Genomic DNA, 22543 nt, shown 5'->3' on the forward strand with positions numbered 1-22543 from the left:
TCAGAGGGGAGAATGAAGTTATGTTAAAGGTGAATATAAATGGTGTAGAATTTAAAAATCCAGTTATAGCGGCTTCAGGAACTTTTGGTTTTGGTGCAGAATATAACAATTTTTATGATGTAGGGATGTTAGGCGGAATATCATCCAAAGGATTAACACTTAATGTTAAAGAAGGTAATGAAGGAATTAGGGTATTTGAAACTCCATCTGGAATGATGAATTCTGTAGGATTACAAAATCCAGGAATAGAAGGATTTATAAAAAATGAATTGCCTAAAATGCAAGAACTAAATACTAACATTTTAGCTAATGTTGGTGGAGGGTGTTTTGAAGATTATGCAGAAGCTATTGAAAAATTAAATAATACTGAAGTAAATATCATTGAATTAAATATATCATGTCCAAATGTAAAATGTGGTGGAATGGCATATGGAATTAAGTCTCAGGTAGCTTATGAATTTGTAAAAGAAATAAAGAAAATTTGCAAAAAACCTCTTATGGTTAAATTATCACCCAATGCCGAAAATATAGTTGAAATGGCAGCAAAATGTGAAGAAGCAGGAGCAGATTCATTAAGCTTAATAAATACATTAAAAGGTTTAGCAATAGATCCATATAAAAGAAAGCCAATATTTAATAATGTATATGCAGGACTTTCAGGCCCCGCAGTGAAACCAGTAGCATTAAGAATGGTTCATGAAGTAAGCAAAGCAGTTAGTATACCAGTAATAGGACTTGGTGGAATATCTAATGGAATAGATGCAATAGAGTTTATGATGGCAGGAGCAAGAGCTGTACAAATAGGAACAATAAATTTTGTAAATCCTATGGCAGGAAAAGAAATCATAGAAGAGATGGAAGCTTTCTGTAAAGAACAAGGCGTAAAAGATATAAATGAAATTGTTGGTGTAATTTAAATGGCTGTTAATATTAAAATATATAGTTTGATGAACAAAGAAATTTAATTATTTAAGATATATTGTTTTTAGATGTGTTTATATATGCAATAGGTAAAGTGGCATTGTAATTGGACTTTGAGAATCCTTAATGAGTATTGTCACATTTACTGCTTGTCTCAATTTTATATTGGGAGCAAGCTAAAATGGGACTATAGTCATTTTAGTATTCCTAAGTTCAATTACTCAGTCCACTTTGCTTATGCATATATAAACACTAGCATATATTAAAATACAGTATGAAATTTGGGAGGAATATAGAAAATGGAAGCATATAAAAAAGAGTTTATTGAGTTTATGATAGAGTGTGGAGTTTTAACTTTTGGAGATTTTGTAACTAAGAGTGGCAGAAAGACACCTTTCTTTGTTAATACAGGAAATTATAAGACAGGAAGTCAATTAAAAAGATTAGGAGAATATTATGCTGAAGCTATAAAGGCAAATTATGATGACGATTATAATATAGTGTTTGGACCAGCGTATAAGGGAATTCCTTTAAGTGTTACAGTTACAATGGCCTTAAGTGATAAGTATGGAATAGATGTAAGTTATTGCTCAAATAGAAAAGAAGTTAAGGATCATGGAGATACTGGAATACTTCTTGGAAGTAAATTAAATGATGGAGATAAGGTTTTAATAGTAGAGGATGTAACAACATCAGGAAAATCTATTTATGAAACAATGCCTATATTAAAAGAACAAGGAAATGTAGATGTAGTAGGACTTGTTATATCTGTTAATAGAATGGAGAAAGGTCAAGGTGAAAAATCTGCATTAGTAGAATTAGAAGAAAAATATGGATTTAAAGCTTGTGCCATAGTTACAATGACTGAGGTTGTAGAGTATTTATATAATAAAGAAATTAATGGAAAAGTAATAATTGATGATGAAATCAAAATTAGAATAGATGAATACTACAAACAGTATGGTGCCAAATAGAAATGAAGAGTAAAAAAACTAGAAGTTACTTGATGTGATTTTAAAGTAACTTCTAGTTAAATTATAATTTTGTTTAAAGGTTAAGATTAGCGATTTTTTTATTTCTTTAATTCTGAAATGTGAATGGTATTATAATTATAATCTTTAATTGCTTTTACAATTTGCTGTAATGGAGAGTTAGTATTATAGTCAATATTCAGTTTATCATTATCTATTTTTAAATTTATAAAATCTAATTCAATTGATGGATGATAAAAGAAACTATTTAAAATCTTTGAATCATTCTTTTTAAGTCCGTTTATTATAGAAGATAAATCATTAGGGTCTGGAACGTATCCTAATGGTGTTGGTACATATAAATTGTTTTTATTGTTGTTGTATAAATTAGAGGTTGAGTTGTCATAAGGTTCGTATATATATTGAAAATATTCTTCAATTACACTTTGTTGAAGTTTTGTATCTCTATAATGTGGACTTTCATAAAAACTTATAGGGATATTTAAGCCACTAGCAACATCAATACCATTTTCAATTATCTTTTTAGTATCTTCTATTGTATTATTTACATCTTTAGATAATTCTTCTCCAACAGCACTTCTATCATTGCCACTTTGGTGAGTATAACCATGCAAACCAATTTCAGCACCTTTATTTATTAAATAGTCTAATAAATTAATAAAACCTACATTATTTATAGTGTTATTTTTTAATAAATCATTATCTATGTTTTCTGTAGGAGCTTTAAATCTAGGAATCCATCCAACATGGAATTTTATTCCTTTAGAATATAAAAGATTAGCCATACATTTTACTTTAGCTTGATTCACATCTACAAAGTTAGTATCACCACATGTAAAATCTTCGAATCTAACCATGGCTACTTTTTGGCTAAATACAATGTTGGATAAATTAGGTTGCTCTAGCTCATTATTTAGCAAACTGATACTTTTTTTATTAAAATCAAATATAGCTATAAGATCAAATATGTCTTCTATATCTGATAGAGATATATAAGTTTCATTATCATGAACTAAAGAATTTCCTCTAAGGCTAAATTCTTTGAGATTTTTTTCAAAGGTATTATTTTTTATGATAATATTTTTATTATCCTTTGTTAGTTGTATTTCATTATTTGAATAATCAGTAGAATAACCCAATATTTTACTTATAGATTTGATTGAAAAATAATATCTTTGAGCTTTTAATAAGGTGGGTATGTTTTTTATAGTTGTTTTATTTAAAATATTTAAAGTAATATCAGGTACATTTTCTATTGGCATATTATCAAATTTAATATTTGATACATATTTAGTTTCAAAATTATTTGTTGGTAATGATTTAGAATAAATTTTATTGTTTATAATTGTTAAGTTGTTCTTAAAAGTATTATTATGGGCAATAAAAAAATAAACTCCTAAACATATAATGATGAATGAAATAAAATAAATTAATGTTTTTTTAAAATTTTTAATCATAAGTATTCCCCTTTTAAATATGTAAATAAAATTAATATATATATATATTAATTATAACATTTGAATGTGTCAAATTTCGAATAAATAAATTAAAATTTTCTTTTCAATTGATAATCATTATAACTTAAAAAACGTTTAAATAGCAATATTGTTAATTTTAGTGGATTCAATTGAGAAAAAAATAACAATCTTTACAATGATTTATTTTATAAAAATGCAAAAAAACAGAGTATAAGTAAATAAATAAGATAATATACAAAATAAGTAAGTGTAGTTGTTTATGAGCATAAAAAAATATAAATTTTAAGAAAAAACAGAAAAAAGCTTTGAATTTACACTAATTTATATTATAATAACATTGAGAAAGATTTAACAAAGTTTTTTCTTGATATATATTAAAAGGAGGCAAAATCATGTTTAAACAATGGGAAGGATTTAAAAACGGTACTTGGCAAGAAGGTATTGACGTAAGAAACTTTATACAAAAGAATTATAAAGTATACGAAGGAGATTCAAGCTTCTTAGAAGATATAAGTGAAAAGACAGCAAAGGTATGGGATAAAGCATACGAATTAATTGTTGAAGAAGTTAAAAAAGGAATAATAGATATTGCAACCGACAGAGTTTCAGGAATAAATAACTATGAAGCAGGATATATAGATAAAGATAATGAAGTAGTAGTAGGACTTCAAACTGATGCTCCACTAAAAAGAATTGTAAATCCATTTGGTGGAATGAGAATGGTTCAAACTTCATTAAAAGAATACGGATATGAATTAGATAAAGATATAGAAAAACATTTTTCAAAATATAGAAAAACTCATAATGAAGGAGTTTTTGATGGCTATACAAAAGAAATAAGACTTGCAAGAAGTGCAGGACTTTTAACAGGACTTCCAGATGCTTATGGCAGAGGAAGAATAATAGGTGACTATAGAAGAGTAGCTCTTTATGGTATAGATTATTTAATAGAAGAAAAGAAAAAAGATCTTGATAATCTTCAAGGGGACATGCTTGATGAATTGGTAAGAAAAAGAGAAGAAGTTTCTATGCAAATTAGAGCTTTGGGAGAAATAAAAGAAATGGCAGCTAAATATGGCTGTGATATATCTAAACCAGCATCAAATGCCAAAGAAGCGGTACAATCTTTATACTTTGGATATTTAGCTGGAATTAAAGAAAATAATGGAGCAGCTACTTCATTTGGTAGAACTTCAACATTTTTAGATATATATATTGAAAGAGATTTAGAAGCAGGATTAATAACTGAAAAAGAAGCTCAAGAATTAGTAGACCAACTTATAATAAAATTAAGATTAGTAAGACATTTAAGAACTCCAGAATACAATGATTTATTTGGTGGAGATCCAACATGGGTAACTGAATCAATTGGCGGTATGGGTATAAATGGAAAGTCATTAGTAACAAAGAACTCATTTAGATACTTACATACATTGATAAATCTAGGTGCTTCAGCAGAACCAAATTTAACAGTTTTATGGTCAGATAAGTTACCAGAAAACTTTAAAAAATACTGTGCAGAAATATCAATTAAGACAGATGCAGTTCAATATGAAAGTGATGAAGTAATGAGACCAATTTATGGTGATGATTATGCAATAGCTTGTTGTGTATCAGCTATGAAGGTTGGTAAACAAATGCAATTCTTTGGAGCAAGATGTAATATTGCAAAATCACTTTTATATGCAATAAATGGTGGTTGTGATGAATTAAAAGGAATTAAGGTAATACCAGGAATTGAAGTAATGAATGATGAAGTTTTAGATTTCAATAAAGTAAAAGAAAATTACTTCAAAGTTTTAGAATATGTTGCTAAAATTTATGTAGATACAATGAATATAATACATCATATGCACGATAAATATGCTTATGAAGCAGGACAAATGGCTTTACATGATACTATGGTAGATAGACTTATGGCATTTGGTATTGCAGGTCTTTCAGTTGCAATAGATTCATTATCAGCTATTAAATATGCAAAAGTTAAACCAATAAGAAATGAAGAAGGACTAGCTATCGACTTTGAAGTTGAAGGTGATTTCCCTAAATACGGAAATGATGATGATAGAGCAGATGATTTAGGAGTAGAATTAGTAACTAAGTTCTCAAATGAACTTAAGAAACATCCTTTATATAGAGATGCTAAACATACATTATCAGCACTTACAATTACATCTAATGTTATGTATGGTAAGAAAACTGGTACAACACCAGATGGAAGAAAGAAAGGTGAACCTTTAGCACCAGGAGCTAATCCAATGCATGGAAGAGATGCAAATGGAGCATTAGCATCATTAAATTCAGTTGCTAAAATACCTTACAATGAAGTTTGCCAAGATGGTGTTTCAAATACATTCTCAATTGTACCAGATGCACTTGGAAAGAGTGAAGAACAAAGAATATCTAATTTAGTTTCAATTTTAGATGGATATTTTGTTCAAGGAGCACATCACTTAAATGTTAATGTTCTTAACAGAGAAACATTAATAGATGCAATGGAAAATCCAGATAAGTATCCAACATTAACAATCAGAGTTTCTGGATATGCTGTTAACTTTAGCAGACTATCAAAAGAACAACAATTAGAAGTTATAAGCAGAACTTTCCACGAAAGTATCTAAGATTAAATAATTAAGGCTATATTTTAAATACTTGTTGATATATTAATAAGTAAAGTGGAAGAATAATTAGTTGAGAATTGAGAATTGAGAGTTGATAGTGGAGAGTGAAGGAAAAAATTCCTCGATGGAATTTTTGAAATTATATTTTTAGAAAGTCTGTAAGACTTTCATCCTAAACTTTCAATTTTTCACTCTCGACTCTCAATATAAAAAGGGCATACCCCCTTTTTATATATACTATAAATTCATAAACATAACTTAATTATACCCCTGTCTTAAATGGCAGGGGTGTAGTTCTAGGAGGATAGAAAAATGGTTAAGGGAAGAATTCACTCAATTGAAACTATGGGATTAGTAGATGGACCTGGAATTAGGGTAGTTGTATTTTTTCAAGGGTGTTCATTAAGATGTAAATATTGTCATAATCCAGATACTTGGACTTATGATGGTGGAGAAGAATATACTGCAGAAGATTTAGTTAAGAAGATAGAGAGATATAAAACATATTTTAAAAGTTCTAATGGTGGAGTTACATTTTCCGGTGGAGAACCCTTAAGGCAACCAGAATTTCTTCTAGAAGTATTAAAATTATGTAAAGAAAAAGGAATAAACACGTGTTTAGATACCTCAGGATTTGGACTTGGAGAATATGATGAAATATTAAAATATGTAGATTTAGTTTTATTTGATATAAAACACTATGATAAAAATGGTTATAAGAATGTAACTTATATGGAAATTGATGAGTCATTAAAATTTTTACAAGGGGTTCAAAATTCTAAAATTCCAATTTGGATTAGACATGTTGTTGTTCCGGGATTAACTGATGGGGAAGAACATATAATAAATCTAAAAAAATATATATCTAATATAAGTGGGGTTGAAAAAGTAGAATTATTACCATATCATCTGCTAGGAAAAAATAAGTATGACGTTTTAAATTTTAAATATCCATTAGAAGGTGTTCCAGCTATGGATAAAGAAATAACTAAAAAATATCAAAGTATTATTGAAGAATAAATAGAAATAAGGAGCTTTAAATTTTAAAAGCTCCTTATTTTTTTATTATATAAAAATAAAATTATAATAATAAAGAAAAGTTTTCTTTTTCGAAATGACATATAGGACAAATCCAATTACAAGGTAGATCTTCAAATTTTACTCCAGGTTTTATATTACTATCTACATCTCCTATTTCAGGATCATATATATACCCACAGATATCACAAATATATTTTTTCATGTGAATTCACCTCATTCAATATAATATTTGTTGATAATAATATAATATTTAGAGGATTATATTAATGTTAATAAATATTAATGTAATCCTCTAAATATTCAATTTAATTTGTTAATAAATATGAATTAAATCTATAAATTAATCAACTGAATGGGTAAATTAACACTTTGAAAGAAATAATTTTAATAATTATTTCTTTTTAAGTAAATTTGTAAAATATCCTCTTGGGAAATATCCTTTTTTTAATCCTTCAGTTACGGTTAAATAAGTTGCAGTTGTATCAAATCTTGCATCATGATAATTACCACTACCTTTAAATAATTTATCAGAAGTTTTAGTGATTTGATCTTTTGTTATTCCAAGAAAATTTATTACTTCTTCTAATTTAGGATTCTTTATTTCACCATTTGCTTTAGGAAGTTTGCAAATATCTCTATAGTGAGCCATTGTACAAAAAGAATGTTTTGGGGTGAAATCTTCACCTAATAAAGATAATTCGTGTTTTAAAAATCTAATATCAAAATTTACATTATGTCCTATTAAGAAATCAGCTTCTATAAAATCTTTAAAGAATTCAGGAACTAAATCTTCAAAATATTGACCTTCTGATAATTCATATAGTTTTTCCAAAGAAAAACCATGGATTTCTTGAGCTGATGGATCCATTTCATCAACTGTAAAGAAGAAATTTTTACCTATTGTTATTTGTGGTTTAGAACTTGCATCTACAGTTATATAACTTAATTGACAGATACTACCTGGCTTAATACTAGTAGTTTCTGTATCAAAAAATAATAATTTCATTATAAAATAATACCTCCTTAGTTTATAAGAAACTTAATATAGTATTTAATACTATAAATAAAGGCATTATTTTAATTAATGCCTAAATCTAATTATATAGTATTTCTAAAGTTTTTCAATTAATTTAACTAAACGATAATTATTATTAAATACTATTGAATTTGATTATTATTTAATGTATACTGACTTAGAAAGAAATAAGAAACCTAATTTCTAAATAATATATTTATAATATTATTTAGAATCAATTTAATAGGAAACAATAATAAAGTATTTTAATATGTTTATAAATTTGTAAAATAATAATTTATAAACGTTTTGATAATAATATATTAAAGAATAGAATATTTAGGAGGACTAGACATGGCAAGAGAAAGAAAACGTAAGGTATCAATTATAGGTGCAGGATTTGTAGGATCAACAACAGCATTTGCTTTAATGAATAGTGGAGTAGCTACAGAAATTTGTATATGTGACATAAATATGGATAAAGCCATGGGAGAAGTTATGGATTTAGTTCATGGAACTTCATTTGTAAAACCAGTTAATATATATGCTGGTAGCATAGCAGAAACTAAAGATTCTGATATAGTTATAATTACAGCAGGAGCAGCACAAAAAGAAGGCGAAACTAGATTAGACTTAATTGAAAAAAATTATAATATATTTAAAGGATTTATTCCAGAAATGGCAAAAGTAAGCCCAGAAGCTGTATTATTAGTTGCATCTAATCCAGTAGATATTTTAGCATATATTACATATAAATTATCAGGATTCCCTAAGGAAAGAGTAATAGGAACAGGGACTGTATTAGATACATCACGATTAAAATACGTTATAGGTAAGTACCTAAATGTAAACAATAATAATATACATGCATATGTTTTAGGAGAACATGGCGATAGTGAAGTTGTAAGCTGGAGTACTGGAAGTATTGCTGGAGAAGGATTTGATGACTACACAAAGAAGTTCTCATTAGAATGGGATGAAGAAATAAGAAGTGTTATTGAAAGTGATGTTAAAAATGCAGCATATGAAATAATAAGTAGAAAAAAAGCTACCTATTATGCAATTGGATTAGCTATAACTAAAATAGCAGAATCAATTCTTAGAGATGAAAATGCTATTCTAACTGTTTCATCATTAATGCAAGGAGAGTACGGTATTAGTGATATGTACTTAGCTATACCTACTATAATTAATAGCAATGGTGCAGTAAGAATAGTAGAGCCAAATATAACTCAGGAAGAAATAATTAAATTACAAAATTCAGCGAATATATTAAAAGAACATGTATCAAAATGTCAAATTTAAATTTTATTTGACAAATTATTATTAATTTATTATACTGAATGAGTGAAATACGGATGTTTAGGAGATCGAGTATGCAAATGCATTTCAAGATCTCCTTTTTACTAAATATTTATTTAAAAAATATAAGTAATATAGAATAATTTAAGGGGGATTTATTTATGAATATTGAAAATGTTATTATTCCAGAAGGATATAAAAGCAAAAATTCATTGATAGAAACAGAAGTTCATATTAAAAAGATTAAAGACTTTTTTGAAAGAGCCCTTGCAGAAAGCTTAAATTTAACTAGAGTTTCAGCGCCTTTATTTGTTGAACCTCAAACAGGAATGAACGATAATTTAAATGGTTCTGAAAGACCTGTAAGTTTTGACGTTTTAGCAACAGGAAAAGATGTGCAAATAGTACATTCATTAGCTAAATGGAAAAGATATAGTTTATATAGATATGGCTTTAATGTAGGTGAAGGCTTATATACAGATATGAATGCTATAAGAAGAGATGAGGACTTAGATAATCTTCACTCTATATATGTAGATCAATGGGATTGGGAAAAAATAATAAACAAAGAAGATAGAAATCTAAATACTTTAAAAGATGTAGTAAAGAAAATCTATACTGTATTTAAAAAAGCTGAAGACTATGCTTGCAAAGAATCAATGGATGAAGAAAAATTTTTACCAGAAGAGATATTTTTTATAACTACTCAAGAGTTAGAAGATATGTATCCTGGAAAAACTGCGAAAGAAAGAGAAGATCTTATAGCTAAAGAAAAAGGCGCAGTATTTATAATGCAAATTGGGGATATATTAAAATCAGGAGAAAAGCATGATGGGAGATCTCCAGACTATGATGATTGGACTATGAATGGAGATATAATCTTCTACTATCCAATTTTAGATAGGGCATTTGAAGTATCATCAATGGGAATTAGAGTTGATGAAAAAGCTTTATTAAGACAACTTAAAGAAGCTAATTGTGAAGATAGAAAAAATCTTGAATTCCACAAGATGTTATTAGAAGGTAAATTACCATATACAATTGGCGGAGGTATAGGACAATCAAGAATATGTATGTTTTTCTTGAAAAAAGCTCATATAGGTGAAGTGCAAGCTTCAATCTGGGATGAAAAAAATCTAGTAGCATGTGAAAATCATGGTATAAGATTATTATAAAAGTACATATTTCAAGGCTCTGTTTTAATACAGAGCCTTAAAATATGTATAGGAAATTATATCTTATATCCTAAAACTAATTTCTCCACTTGTTACAGCTTTCTCATTTCCAGCTGTATCTTTTACAATAAGTTCACCATTATCATTTATACCAATGCAGGTGACTATTTCTTCATTATGATAAGTTATAAGTTTTGCTTTTTTATTTAAAAGATTAGAATTTTTTCTACATATATTTAATACTTCAGAAATATCATTTTTAAAAATAAATTTTTCATAAAGTGGTTCGAAATTGTTAAGAATTTCTGAAAGTATTAAGCTTTTGCTAAAGGTTTTATTGAATTCTAATTTTAATGACGTAGCTATGTCTTTAAGTTCATCTGGAATTTCTTGACTTTCTAAATTTACATTTAATCCTATTCCTAAAACCAAATAATGTATTCTATCTATATCACATTTCATTTCTGTTAAGATACCACATAATTTTTTACCATTAACAAAAATATCATTAGGCCATTTTATATGTACATTAATGTCTAAGTTTAAAAGTGCTTTATAGACTGAAGCAGCTGCAATTTGAGTTATTTTCGAAGCTTCTGAAGGTGGAATATTTGGCTTTAATATTAAACTCATCCAAATGCCATTGGTTGGTGAAATCCATTTTCTATCAAAACGTCCTTTACCTAAAGTTTGTTTTTCAGCAAGTATTAATGTTCCATCACTTATAGTATCATTATCAGCTAGTTGTTTTGCAGTTTTATTAGTTGATGGGAGTTCAGAAAAATATTTTATATCTTTAGCTATTTTTTTTGTTTTTAATAATGGATTTATTTCATTTGGAAATAATGTATTAGGTGAGGATATTAATTTATATCCTTTGTTTGAAATTCCATCTATAACATAGCCTTTATTTTTTAATGTCCTAATATGTTTCCAAATAGCACTTCTTGAAATCTTTAATTCTAAACTTAAGGTTTCTCCAGAAATATATTTAGAAGAATTTTTTAATTTATTTAAAATTTTATTTTCCATAATTAAATATCTCCTTTTAATTCTTTAAGATTATTTTTGTAAGAATAATTATTAACTTGTAAAAACATATAATTATTGAATAAATTATATCATAATAAGAAAAAAAAATTAAAATTATATATAATAAAGATGAATATTGAAAATAATTACTAACATAATTATTGAATTTTAAATTTTCGTATTATATAATTATAAAGATAGTCTGATTTTAATTTACATATGGTTATAAGTACTTTTAGAAATGAAAAAAGAAAGGAAAAATTTCATGGATAAAAACATAAAAAAGCAGAAAAAAGCTGTAAAGGCTAGACCAAACGGTTCTAAAAAAAGGAAAAAAAGAAAGAAGGTTTCTTTTAAAGGGGTTTTAGGATTTTTAATATTTATGGTTATTTTCACAGCTTGTACAGGCCCTTTTGTACTTTTATATGGCCCTTTTGAAAATGCAAAAAGAACATTTGTTGGAGCTGCAATGACATCTATGAATCATCAATTTTTAGCAACATGGTTTTTATCAGATGAAAAAATAGCTGAGATTTTAGGTACTTCATCAGTTGATGAAACTTCTGAAAATACAAATGTTAATGAAGTAGAAATACCTAAAGTAAAAGATTCTAATATTGAATTGCATACAATAGAAAATCCTAAATATAATGGATATCTTTTAACAATAAAAGATCCAACTAGAATAAAAGTAGGATATACTTCTAAATTAAATGTAGAAGGAGAAACTACCTCTCAAATTGCAAAGAATAATAATGCAATAGCAGCAATAAATGGAGGTGGATTTACAGATAGTTCTTCAACAGCTCAATGGACTGGGAATGGAGGACTTCCAACAGGAGTTATAATGAATCAAGGAAAGGTAATTTTTAATGATAAAAATGAGAATGAAAAGACTGATTTATTAGGAATTACAAAAGAAGGTAAATTAATAGTAGGAAATTATTCTGTAAATGAACTTAAGAAGTTAAATATAGAAGAAGCTTTAAGCTTTACTCCAACTTTAGTTGTAAATGGTAAAATGACTCCAATGGCAGGAGATGGCGGTTGGGGAGTAGCTCCAAGAACTGTAATAGGTCAAAGAGCAGATGGCGCAATCCTCCTTTTGGTTATAGACGGTAGAAGTGCAACAAGTTTAGGTGCTACATTAAAGGAAGCTCAAGAAGTAATCTATAAATGTGGAGCTGTAAATGCTATAAACTTAGATGGTGGAAAATCAACAACAATGTATTACAATGATAAGATAATAAATAATCCATCAGATAGCTTAGGAGAAAGAGCGATACCAACAGCAATTATTGTTGAGTAAAAAGGAGAGACAAAGATAATGAAAGTTATTAAAAGAATAATTTCTTGGGCAATACTATCTCTAATATTACAATTTGCTGGTTTGTTCATTTTAGATAGTTTTGTTTTTAAACATTCTTCAGATTTTAAAATAAAGAAAGTAGAAACTGATGTAGCAGATACTAAGAATGTAAATGCAACTATTCCAGATGGATCAGAAGATGTAAAAATATCTTATGATGGAAGATATTTAACTTATAATTATAATAATAAAGTATACATAGAAGATACATCAACAAATGAAAAAAATGAAATTAAGACTCAAGATGGTGGAGATATAATGTATTATAAGTGGCTATCTGATAGAGATAGAATAGTTATAGCAGAAAAGACTAATATAGATGATGAAGAGAAGATAAAGCTTGTAACATATGATCCAACTAATAAAGTTCAAAGTGATGTAAGTGAAGTATGTAGCTATAAAAGTAATATGGAAGTAAAAAAGATAAGTGTTTCAGTTCTTACAGGAGTGTATTATGTTGATGTAGACAGAGGTGGAATGAAGAATACTGTTTATAGAATAGACATAAACCATGATTTAACAAGAGTATCTCTTAAATCTGATGTATTAGGTAATATGGATGTTATTCCACGTTACGATAGATTGATTTATGAAGATGAGGTTAACAACACTTTTTATGCAACAAGTCCTAGTAAGAGACTAGTAATCAAATCAGATAAAGAATTGGCATTACTTGGAATTGATGCCGAAGGTGTTATATATATTGGCGAAATAACAGCGGATAAAGTTTCGAAAATAATATATGGTACAGTAGATGAGGATACATCATCATGGAAAAATTTAGACTTAACTGAAGTGGTAAATCCAAAAGATATGTATTTTAATAGTAAAAGTGAAATACTAATTAATGATAATCTTCAAGGAATAGTAAAAAATCTTACTACAGGAAAAGAAATGTCATATGACGGAAAACTAGTTGAAATAGAAGAAAAGTTTGTAGCAACAGTTGTAGATGGAAAATTATCATATACTAGTTTAGTAGAGGAATAAGAAGTTTTATAAATGAAATTATCTCTAAGACATTGATTTTATGCTTTATTAGTCAGAAATTCAATTTAGAGATAGTTTCATTATTTTTTATAAAAAAAATTGTTTATGACAATAATGTCAAATATAAATAAAATTTAAAATAAGGAGAAAACGTATGTATAGTATTGAGTTTAAAATGCTTTTGGATAAATTGTTTGATTTAATGGTATTAATACCAGCAATTTTAATTGCATTTACATTTCATGAATATGCTCATGGAAAGGTAGCAGATGTATTGGGGGACAAGACTCCTAGATATGAAGGTAGATTAACATTGAATCCTGTTGCGCATATTGATCCCATGGGATTTCTGATGATATTATTATTTGGATTTGGATGGGCAAAACCAATTAGAACTAATCCATCTGCATATAAAAATTATTATAAAGATGATTTAAGAGTTAGTGCTGCTGGAGTATGTGCAAATTTATTAGTAGTATTAGTAACATCAATATTATTTGGAATCTATGCTAGATTTGCAATTAATGTGTTACCTGAATCTTATTATAGTGTCATTTATCTTATGATTAATAAGATTATTCTTATTAATATTAGTGTTGCAGTATTTAATTTATTACCTATACCGGGATTAGATGGATTTAAAATATTAGAAGATCTGATGCCAAAGAAATTTTCTATTATAGGAGAGAAATTATATAAATATCAGATGTTAATATTACTAGGCATAATATTTTTTGGAGGCTTTATAATTAATATTCCAGTTAAATTTTTATATATGAAAGCTCTTAATTTAGCAGTAATTATAATGTCGTTATTTTAATTTAATGTAATGGGTATTATGAAATATTAAGTTATTCCGCCCACTTTTCTTATGCATATATCAACACTCTACCAAAATAAAAATGAGTTCGAAAATTTCATTACATTTTCGAACTCATTTTTATTATATTTGTTTTACTTCTAAATTTTTTCCATAAATATCTTTAAATCTATCTTTAAATTTAAGTACTTGTTTTATTTCTAAATCGATATTTAAATGAGAGGATAAATTAATTAAAACGCTATCTTCTTTTATATCAATGCTTAAATAGTCTACAGCTCTTTCAAGACTTAGATCCAAATGTTCAGCAATCATAAGAAGTATATTAATAGAATTAATAGCTTTTATATCTAATTTATTTATTATTGAAAAGAAAGGTGGCAGTGCTACTTTATCTCTTTCATTATGAGTAGCAGCAATAGCAGCACTCATGAATAGTTCTCTATGACTAAGTCCATTAATGTTGGAATTTAGTATTACATAAAAAGAATGTTTATGATGATGATAATAATCTATACTAACTCCAGAATCATGCAATAATGTAGCAGTTTTTAATACATTATTATATTTATCTCCTAATTTATGAATAGGCTTTAATTCATTAAATAGAGTTGATGTTATGTTAAATACATGTTCAGCGTGTGCTCTATTTATATTTAAATATTCAATTATACCATTCAAATTATAATCTAATATATAATCAATAGGCTCATAATGATTATTTATATATTCAAACATTATACCTTCTCTTAATCCACGACCAGATATTATAATATCATCACATCTTACTTTTTCAATTATAGTATTTAGTATACTTAATCCCCCAACTATTAAATCAGATTTTTCTACTGATAAACCATCTATTTTAGTTCTCTGCTTAAAGTCTTTACATTTTATTAAGTTATATATTTTATAAACATCATTTTCATTTAACTTGTAGTTGTGTAAAATATCAAAAGGATATCTTTTTTTAGCTTTATCAATTTTACAAAGAGTTCTAGCTGTACTACCAACAACTATTATAGATTCGAAATTTTCTTTTTTTAACCACTCAATGTCATCTAATATACTTGTTAAAGACAATATGGCTTTTTCTAGATTTTCATAACACACTCTATCTTGTAAATTGTATTTGAAAGTATAAGTTAAGGCCCCTAATGGAATTGTAGTATTTTTCTCTATTTTTCCATCTTTAACCCAAGTTAAATGAGTACAAGATCCACAAATATCTACAATAAGAGAATTATTTACATACATACTTCTTGTTACCCCTAAGTAACTATAATATATTTCCTGCTCATCTGATAATAAGTTAACAGTTATGTTAAACTGATTTTTTATTTTTTCAAGAAATTCATTACAATTAGATGCTTTTTTTAAGGTATAAGTAGCAACTGCTATGATTTCTTTTACTTCTGAAAAAGTACATAATGATTTAAATGAACGAACATTTGCTAGTGTTTCGTTTATTTTACTATCAGATATTTTATTATCATCTAATAAATCTAAAGCAAGTTTAATATCATTACTAGATTCTCCGATAACCTTATAATATCCATTTTTCATTACATTCATTAATGTAAATTTAACTGAATTAGAACCAATGTAAATAACACCTATTTTTTTCATTTTATAACTCCTTAAAGTACTAATATTCATTTTAATTCTTAAGATTAATATTATCATTATACATCATTTGAAAAGTAATTCATATGATGAGTTATTTATTTTCTATTTTTAAGATTGACAAATTTAAAGCTGATTTGTATAATAAATGAAGATTAATATGGAAAAGTTCTGTGAAAAGAAGAGTACTATAATTGATTCTTAAAGCGAGTAAGGGATAGTGTAAGCCTTACAAGATAGATTAATAGGAAGAGAGTCTTGGAGAAATCACCTGAAAAGTTTTAAGTAGGGATGATCGTAATAACTTGCGTTAAAAGTTAAGTGGTATCTTTATGATTTAAGTTAAACTATAAAGATGCAATTAGAGTGGTACCGCGGATAATTCGTCTCTTATTTTTTAGAGAGGAATTTTTTTTATTCTTTAGGAATTTATATTATTAAAAAATTTGTGGATAACTTTTAAAATAATGTGTTTTAAAGGTATTATGAGTACCCCTAAAGAATAAAAAATAATCATATGCCGCACCATTATTCCTGCACTGCGTTTGGAAAGGGCGCATGGCTAAAAAAATCGACAGCTCCAAAGTCGCCTTAGCGATTTTGTTCTTTATAAAAATATAAAATAAAAGTACATAGTTATAAACTTGGCTCTGTTTTAAAAAAGAGCGAAAGATTAAATAATAAACTTCTAGGAGGATACTTATGGATTACAAAAATAAAATTGCACAGCTAATTAAAGAACATGTAGATTTGGATGTTAATGCTATAGAAAAACTTATTGAAATACCACCTAAGTCTGAAATGGGGGATTATGCTTTTCCATGTTTTCAACTTTCTAAAGTAATGAGAAAAGCACCTAATATGATAGCTGAAACTTTAAAAGATGCTATTAACAAAGAAGGATTTGAAAGAATTGAAAATCTTGGACCATATTTAAATTTCTTTGTTGATAAAGGAGTATTTGCTGAAAATACAATCAATAAGATATTAAAAGATGGAGATAACTATGGTGAATCTAACATAGGAGACGGTAAAACAGTTTGTGTTGAATATTCTTCACCTAATATTGCAAAACCATTCCATGTAGGACATTTATTTACTACAGCCATTGGTAATTCTTTATACAAAATGTTTAAAAAAGAAGGATATGATGTTGTAGGTTTAAATCATTTAGGAGATTGGGGAACTCAATTTGGTAAGCTTATATCAGCTTATAATAGATGGGTTGATGAAGAAGCTTTAGAAAAAGCTCCAATTGATGAACTTCTTAGAATTTATGTTAAATTCCATGAAGAAGCAGAAAAAGATCCTAGCTTAGAAGACGAAGGAAGAATGTATTTTAAAAAGCTAGAGACAGGAGATCCAGAAGCACAAGCTTTATGGAAGAGATTTAGAGATTTAAGTTTAAAGGAATTTGAAAGAGTATATGATATATTAGGAGTTAAATTTGATTCATTAGCAGGAGAAGCATTCTATAATGATAAAATGGATGTAGTAGTTAATGAATTAAAGGATAAGGGATTACTTGTAGAAAGTAATGGAGCACAGGTTGTAATGTTAGATGATTATAATATGCCACCTTGTATAGTATTAAAAGGTGATGGAGCATCTATATATGCAACAAGAGATTTAGCTGCTGCTATGTATAGAAAGAAAACTTATGATTTCTACAAGAGTATCTATGTAGTTGGAAGCCCACAAGCATTACATTTTAAACAAGTATTTAAAGTGTTAGAACTTGCAGGACATGAATGGGCAAATGATTGTGTTCATGTTGGATTTGGATTAGTTAAATTTGCAGATAGAAAGCTTTCTACAAGAAAGGGAGAAGTTGTTTTACTTGATGATTTGATAAGAGAATCAGTTGAAAAAACTTTAGAAGTTATAAATGAAAAGAATCCAAATCTTGAAAATAAAGAAGAAGTAGCTAAGAAAATAGGTGTTGGAGCTATTATTTTCACTTACTTAAAGAATTCAAGAGAAAAAGATATCGTATTTGATTGGAAAGAAATCTTATCATTTGAAGGAGAAACAGGTCCTTATGTTCAATATTCTTATGCTAGAGCTAACAGCATATTAAGTAGAGCAGAGAATATTTCTTCAGAGGTTGATTTTAGTAAATTATCTTCAAAAGAAGAATTTGAATTAGTTAAAGTTTTAGCTAATTTCAATAATCAAATTAAACTTGCTACTGATAAGTTAGAACCATCAATTTTAACAAGATATGTTATAGAAGTTGCAAAATCATTTAACAAATTCTATAATGCTCATTCAGTTTTAAATTTAGATGATGAAGTTTTAAAAGCAACTAGATTAAGCTTAGTAAGAAGTAGTTTACAAGTAATAAAGAATGGATTAGAACTATTAGGAATAGATGTAGTAGAAAAAATGTAATTAAAAAAATAGCTAGAAACTTTAATTTTAAGTTTCTAGCTATTTTTATTTAATGCTATGGCTATGTTTTAGTAGAGTGTTGATATATACATAAGTTCAATTACAATGCCACTTTACCCATTGTATATATTAACACATATTTAAAACAGAGCCTGAGAATATTAAAAACAAGGATTAAGTCACTGTTAAATTAAATATGGTAATACATAATTAATTTAACAAAGAATTAATCTTTATTAAATTAATATATGATATAATATTTGGTAATACGTAAGAATATTTTAAGAGAGGAGAAAGGGAATGATTATAAATAGGAATGTAAAATACAAGGATATATTAGTAATTGCTATTATTGGTATTATTGTATATAAAATAATAGATAATTATGAGTTTTTCTTTAATATAGCAAAACATTTTCTATCTATTATATCGCCATTTATATATGCTTTAATTTTTACATATATATTAAATCCTATAATGATGCTTTTTGAAAAAAGATGTAAATTTTCAAGAGGAAAGTCTATATTAGCAACATATGCAGTTATAACAGGAATAATAATAATGTTTTTCTTATTTACTATACCTAGTTTGATAGATAGTATTGGTAGCATAATTAAAGAAGTACCTATATATATGGAAACAATTCAAGAATGGATTAACACAGCTATTAAAAACCCTAGATTAAGTGAGTTAATAGTTGACGCTGGTTTAGTAGATAAAATTGAACTTTTATCAATTAAAATGGGTAATTTTACAATAACTTTATTACAAGGCATGTTAGGATATTTATTATCTTTTACAGGAAACTTAGTAAAAATAGTATTCGGATTTTTAATAGCTGTTTATGTATTATGTGACAAAGATGGATTATTATATGGTTTAAAAACTATAACTTATATAATTTTAAAAGAAAAGAAGGCTAATGAATTAATTAATGTTTGTAAAACTTATAACAAGATGATAGGAGTGTATATAGGAGCAAAGGCTATAGATTCTGCTATAATAGGGCTTATAGCTTTAGTTGGTTTAGTAATAGTTAAAGCTCCATATGCACTATTATTATCAATCATAGTAGCTATTACTAATATGATACCTTACTTTGGACCTTTTATAGGAGAAGTTGTTGGTGCTACAGTGTGCATATTTGTTTCACCTATGAAGGCTCTTATAGTATTTGTGCTTCTACTTTTAATTCAACAATTTGATGCTTGGTATCTTGATCCTAAGCTTATAGGATCAAAAGTAGGAGTGAAACCATTTTGGATCATTATGGGGGTAATAATAGGTGGCGCATTCTGGGGACCTATAGGAATGCTATTGGCATCACCTACAATTGCAACTATTAATATTTATTATATTAGAGTAGTAAAATTTTATAAGTCTAAAAATCCAAGCTTATTTAAGAATTTATAATGAATAATTCTATGTTTTTTTATTCTTTAGGAATTTATATTATTAAAAAATTTGTGGATAACTTTTAAAATAATGTGTTTTAAAGGTATTATGAGTACCCCTAAAGAATAAAAAATAATCATATGCCGCACCATTATTCCTGCACTGCGTTTGGAAAGGGCGCATGGCTAAAAAAATCGACGGCTTCAAAGTCGCCTTAGCGATTTTGTTCTATGTAATTGGTAAAGTGTCATTTCTAAGTTTAATTACTCAATCTAGAGCTCTTTGCTTCTTTGCATATATCAATAATACACTTCTAAAACATAGAACAACATAAAAATAGACTATATTTAAAAGAGCGTTGATAGAATACCAACGCTCTAAAATATAGTCTATTTTTTATCTAAAATATTACTGCATGTTTTAGAACAATTTTTACAACTACTACTGCAATTACATTTGCCTTTAGATGAATTTTTTATTGATTTCATAATTATAAAAACTGAAGATAAAACAATTAGTATAGTACAAGTTATTTCTACCATAAATCACATCACCTTTATGTAATAATTAGTTGAAATTTTAATTTTATATTTTTATATGATTAAGTTACCTATATTAAATACTAGGAATGAAACTATCCAAGCAAGTACTAATTGATAAAATACTGAAAATAAAGTAAATTTAGCACCAAATTCTTTTTTCATAGTTCCAATTACAGAAATACAAGGTGTATATAGTAATATGAATACTAAGAAAGAATAGGCAGATAATGCAGTAAAATGTGCACCTAAAACAATATCTAAATTACCAGCAAAAATTACTTGCATAGAAGCTATAACTGATTCTTTAGCAAGTAGTCCTGAAAGTAATGAAACAGCAGATTGCCAATTTCCAAATCCTAAAGGTGAAAACACAGGAGCTATAACATTACCAATAGAAGCTAAAATGCTTTCATTTACTTCACTTACCATACCAGTAAAGTTAAAGTTTGATAAAAACCATATTACAACACTCATAGCAAAGATTATTGTTCCAGCTTTTTTCAAAAAGTCTTTTCCTTTATCTCCTGTTTGCTTTAAAATCGATGATAGTTTTGGCATTTTATATTCAGGAATTTCAATTATAAATGGTTCTTCATCTTTTTTGAAATATGTATTTTTAAATAATATACCGAGTAAGAATGCTAGAAGTACACCTAAAAAATATAATGATGCAACAACTAACCCTCTATAATCTGTGAAAAATACAGATGCAAATACTACATAAACTGGTAAACGTGCATTACATGACATTAAAGGAACAAGTAAAGAAGTAAGTTTTCTATCTTTTTCACTTTCTAAAGTTCTTGCAGTCATTATTGCAGGGACAGTGCAGCCAAAACCAATCAACATAGGTATAAATGCTTTTCCTGATAATCCCATTTTTCTCATTAATTTATCCATTAAAAATGCTACTCTAGACATATAACCACTATCTTCTAATATGGTAATACATATAAATAATACTAAAATTATAGGTAATAATACTAGTATTCCACCAACACCTGCTATTATTCCATCAATTATTAAAGATTGAAACCAAGGAGCAGTGCTTGATAATGAATTACTTACAAAAGGAACAAAAGCATCATTTAAAAATGTGTCTAATAAATCTGATAAAGGCTGTCCAACCCAAGAAAATGTAATTTGAAACATTAAAGCTATTATCATTAAAAAGATTGGATAAGCAAAATACGGATTAAGTAGAATCTTATCTATTTTTTCAGAAGTAGTTATTTCATTATTTTGTTCCGATTTTATACATTGTTTTAATGTATCTTCAATAAATGAATAAGCATCTTCTTCAGAAGAAAATTCAAACCTCTCATTATTTTCTGAGTTTTTAAAATTAGCTTCTTGTAATTTTGCTGAAATTTTATCAATTCCAATGTTTTTTCCAGCAGATATAGGAATTATCTCAACGTCAAATAATTTTGATAGCTTTTTATAATCTATAAAAATACCTTTAGATTCTGCTACATCAATCATATTTACTGCTAATATGATTGGTTTATTAAATTCTTTTAATTGAGTTGTTAAGTAAAGATTTCTATTTAAATTAGAAGCATCTACTATGTTTAGTATTAAATCAACTTGTCCATTTTGCAAAAAGTCTTTTGCTACTTTTTCTTCATTTGAAAAAGTATCCATTGCATAAATTCCTGGCAAGTCTACAATTTTTATGTCATTTATGTATCCTTCTTTTTTTTCAACAGTTACTCCAGGCCAATTACCAACATATTGATTGGATCCAGTTAAAGCATTAAATAAAGTAGTTTTTCCTACATTAGGATTTCCAAGCAAAGCTATGGTCGTCATAAGTTAAAATCCTCC

At 27.0% G+C, this 22543-nt stretch carries 18 protein-coding genes and 1 other annotated feature; of the genes, 11 read left to right on the plus strand and 7 right to left on the minus strand.

The annotated features are described in order from the left end of the window. Positions 1-20: 20 nt before the first annotated feature. Positions 21-917: a dihydroorotate dehydrogenase gene (locus NG901_RS07060; protein ID WP_252213107.1), complete on the plus strand. Its 897-nt coding sequence runs from the start codon at positions 21-23 to the stop codon at positions 915-917. A 303-nt stretch (positions 918-1220) separates the two neighbouring features. Continuing rightward, positions 1221-1895 carry an orotate phosphoribosyltransferase gene (gene pyrE / locus NG901_RS07065; protein ID WP_252213108.1) on the plus strand — a complete coding sequence of 225 codons (675 nt, stop codon included), beginning with the start codon at positions 1221-1223 and terminating at the stop codon, positions 1893-1895. A 98-nt stretch (positions 1896-1993) separates the two neighbouring features. On the opposite strand, the gene NG901_RS07070 is transcribed toward pyrE, so the two are convergent. Continuing rightward, complete coding sequence (locus NG901_RS07070; RefSeq protein WP_252213110.1) at positions 1994-3370, minus strand: DUF2334 domain-containing protein; 1377 nt, start codon at positions 3368-3370, stop codon at positions 1994-1996. 413 nt (positions 3371-3783) lie between these two features. Between NG901_RS07070 and pflB the strand changes: the two genes are divergently transcribed. Both pflB and pflA read left to right on the plus strand, forming a co-directional pair. Continuing rightward, a complete protein-coding gene (gene pflB / locus NG901_RS07075; RefSeq protein WP_252213111.1) occupies positions 3784-6012 on the plus strand; it encodes a formate C-acetyltransferase in 2229 nt (742 codons plus the stop codon). A gap of 312 nt (positions 6013-6324) precedes the next feature. Beyond that, positions 6325-7032: a pyruvate formate-lyase-activating protein gene (gene pflA, locus NG901_RS07080; protein WP_252213113.1), complete on the plus strand. Its 708-nt coding sequence runs from the start codon at positions 6325-6327 to the stop codon at positions 7030-7032. A gap of 61 nt (positions 7033-7093) precedes the next feature. Here pflA and NG901_RS07085 read toward each other — a convergent pair whose 3' ends face one another. Both NG901_RS07085 and NG901_RS07090 read right to left on the minus strand, forming a co-directional pair. Then, positions 7094-7255 (minus strand): rubredoxin, encoded by a 162-nt coding sequence (locus tag NG901_RS07085; protein WP_252213114.1) that lies wholly within the window; start codon positions 7253-7255, stop codon positions 7094-7096. A gap of 189 nt (positions 7256-7444) precedes the next feature. Next, positions 7445-8059 (minus strand): 3'-5' exonuclease, encoded by a 615-nt coding sequence (locus NG901_RS07090; protein ID WP_252213116.1) that lies wholly within the window; start codon positions 8057-8059, stop codon positions 7445-7447. Positions 8060-8422: 363 nt separating this feature from the next. On the opposite strand from NG901_RS07090, the gene NG901_RS07095 reads away from it, so the two are divergent. Next, positions 8423-9373: an L-lactate dehydrogenase gene (locus tag NG901_RS07095; RefSeq protein WP_252213117.1), complete on the plus strand. Its 951-nt coding sequence runs from the start codon at positions 8423-8425 to the stop codon at positions 9371-9373. A gap of 158 nt (positions 9374-9531) precedes the next feature. Then, positions 9532-10545, plus strand: coding sequence for an aspartate--ammonia ligase (gene asnA / locus NG901_RS07100; RefSeq protein WP_252213119.1), 1014 nt, complete (start codon positions 9532-9534; stop codon positions 10543-10545). A 63-nt stretch (positions 10546-10608) separates the two neighbouring features. Here the strand turns inward: asnA and NG901_RS07105 are convergent, their stop codons facing one another. Further along, positions 10609-11577 carry a biotin--[acetyl-CoA-carboxylase] ligase gene (locus NG901_RS07105; RefSeq protein ID WP_252213120.1) on the minus strand — a complete coding sequence of 323 codons (969 nt, stop codon included), beginning with the start codon at positions 11575-11577 and terminating at the stop codon, positions 10609-10611. A 265-nt stretch (positions 11578-11842) separates the two neighbouring features. Between NG901_RS07105 and NG901_RS07110 the strand changes: the two genes are divergently transcribed. The 3 genes from NG901_RS07110 to NG901_RS07120 all read left to right on the plus strand — a co-directional run bounded on the left by NG901_RS07110 (position 11843) and on the right by NG901_RS07120 (position 14756). Then, on the plus strand, positions 11843-12886 hold the full coding sequence (locus NG901_RS07110; RefSeq protein WP_252213536.1) for a phosphodiester glycosidase family protein: 1044 nt from the start codon (positions 11843-11845) through the stop codon (positions 12884-12886). Between the two features lie 18 nt (positions 12887-12904). Continuing rightward, positions 12905-13936, plus strand: a complete 1032-nt coding sequence (locus NG901_RS07115) for a dipeptidyl-peptidase IV (protein ID WP_252213122.1) — start codon at positions 12905-12907, stop codon at positions 13934-13936. 154 nt (positions 13937-14090) lie between these two features. Then, a complete protein-coding gene (locus NG901_RS07120) occupies positions 14091-14756 on the plus strand; it encodes a site-2 protease family protein (protein ID WP_252213124.1) in 666 nt (221 codons plus the stop codon). Between the two features lie 123 nt (positions 14757-14879). On the opposite strand, the gene NG901_RS07125 is transcribed toward NG901_RS07120, so the two are convergent. Next, entirely contained in the window at positions 14880-16385 is a 1506-nt protein-coding gene (locus NG901_RS07125; RefSeq protein ID WP_252213126.1) for a Ppx/GppA phosphatase family protein, read from the minus strand. Between the two features lie 161 nt (positions 16386-16546). Continuing rightward, positions 16547-16776 (plus strand) — a binding site (T-box leader). Positions 16777-17084: 308 nt separating this feature from the next. Here NG901_RS07125 and argS point away from each other — a divergent pair. Both argS and NG901_RS07135 read left to right on the plus strand, forming a co-directional pair. Beyond that, positions 17085-18776: an arginine--tRNA ligase gene (gene argS / locus NG901_RS07130; RefSeq protein WP_252213128.1), complete on the plus strand. Its 1692-nt coding sequence runs from the start codon at positions 17085-17087 to the stop codon at positions 18774-18776. A gap of 300 nt (positions 18777-19076) precedes the next feature. Then, positions 19077-20189, plus strand: a complete 1113-nt coding sequence (locus NG901_RS07135) for an AI-2E family transporter (RefSeq protein WP_252213129.1) — start codon at positions 19077-19079, stop codon at positions 20187-20189. A gap of 371 nt (positions 20190-20560) precedes the next feature. Here the strand turns inward: NG901_RS07135 and NG901_RS07140 are convergent, their stop codons facing one another. Together NG901_RS07140 and feoB are read right to left on the minus strand one after the other, a co-directional pair. Further along, entirely contained in the window at positions 20561-20713 is a 153-nt protein-coding gene (locus NG901_RS07140) for a FeoB-associated Cys-rich membrane protein (protein ID WP_252213130.1), read from the minus strand. Positions 20714-20764: 51 nt separating this feature from the next. After that, a complete protein-coding gene (gene feoB, locus NG901_RS07145) occupies positions 20765-22528 on the minus strand; it encodes a ferrous iron transport protein B (RefSeq protein ID WP_252213131.1) in 1764 nt (587 codons plus the stop codon). Between the last annotated feature and the right edge of the window lie 15 nt (positions 22529-22543).

The sequence above is a fragment of the Clostridium sp. CMCC3677 genome (genome assembly GCF_023845585.1).
GTDB lineage: Bacteria > Bacillota > Clostridia > Clostridiales > Clostridiaceae > Clostridium > Clostridium aquiflavi.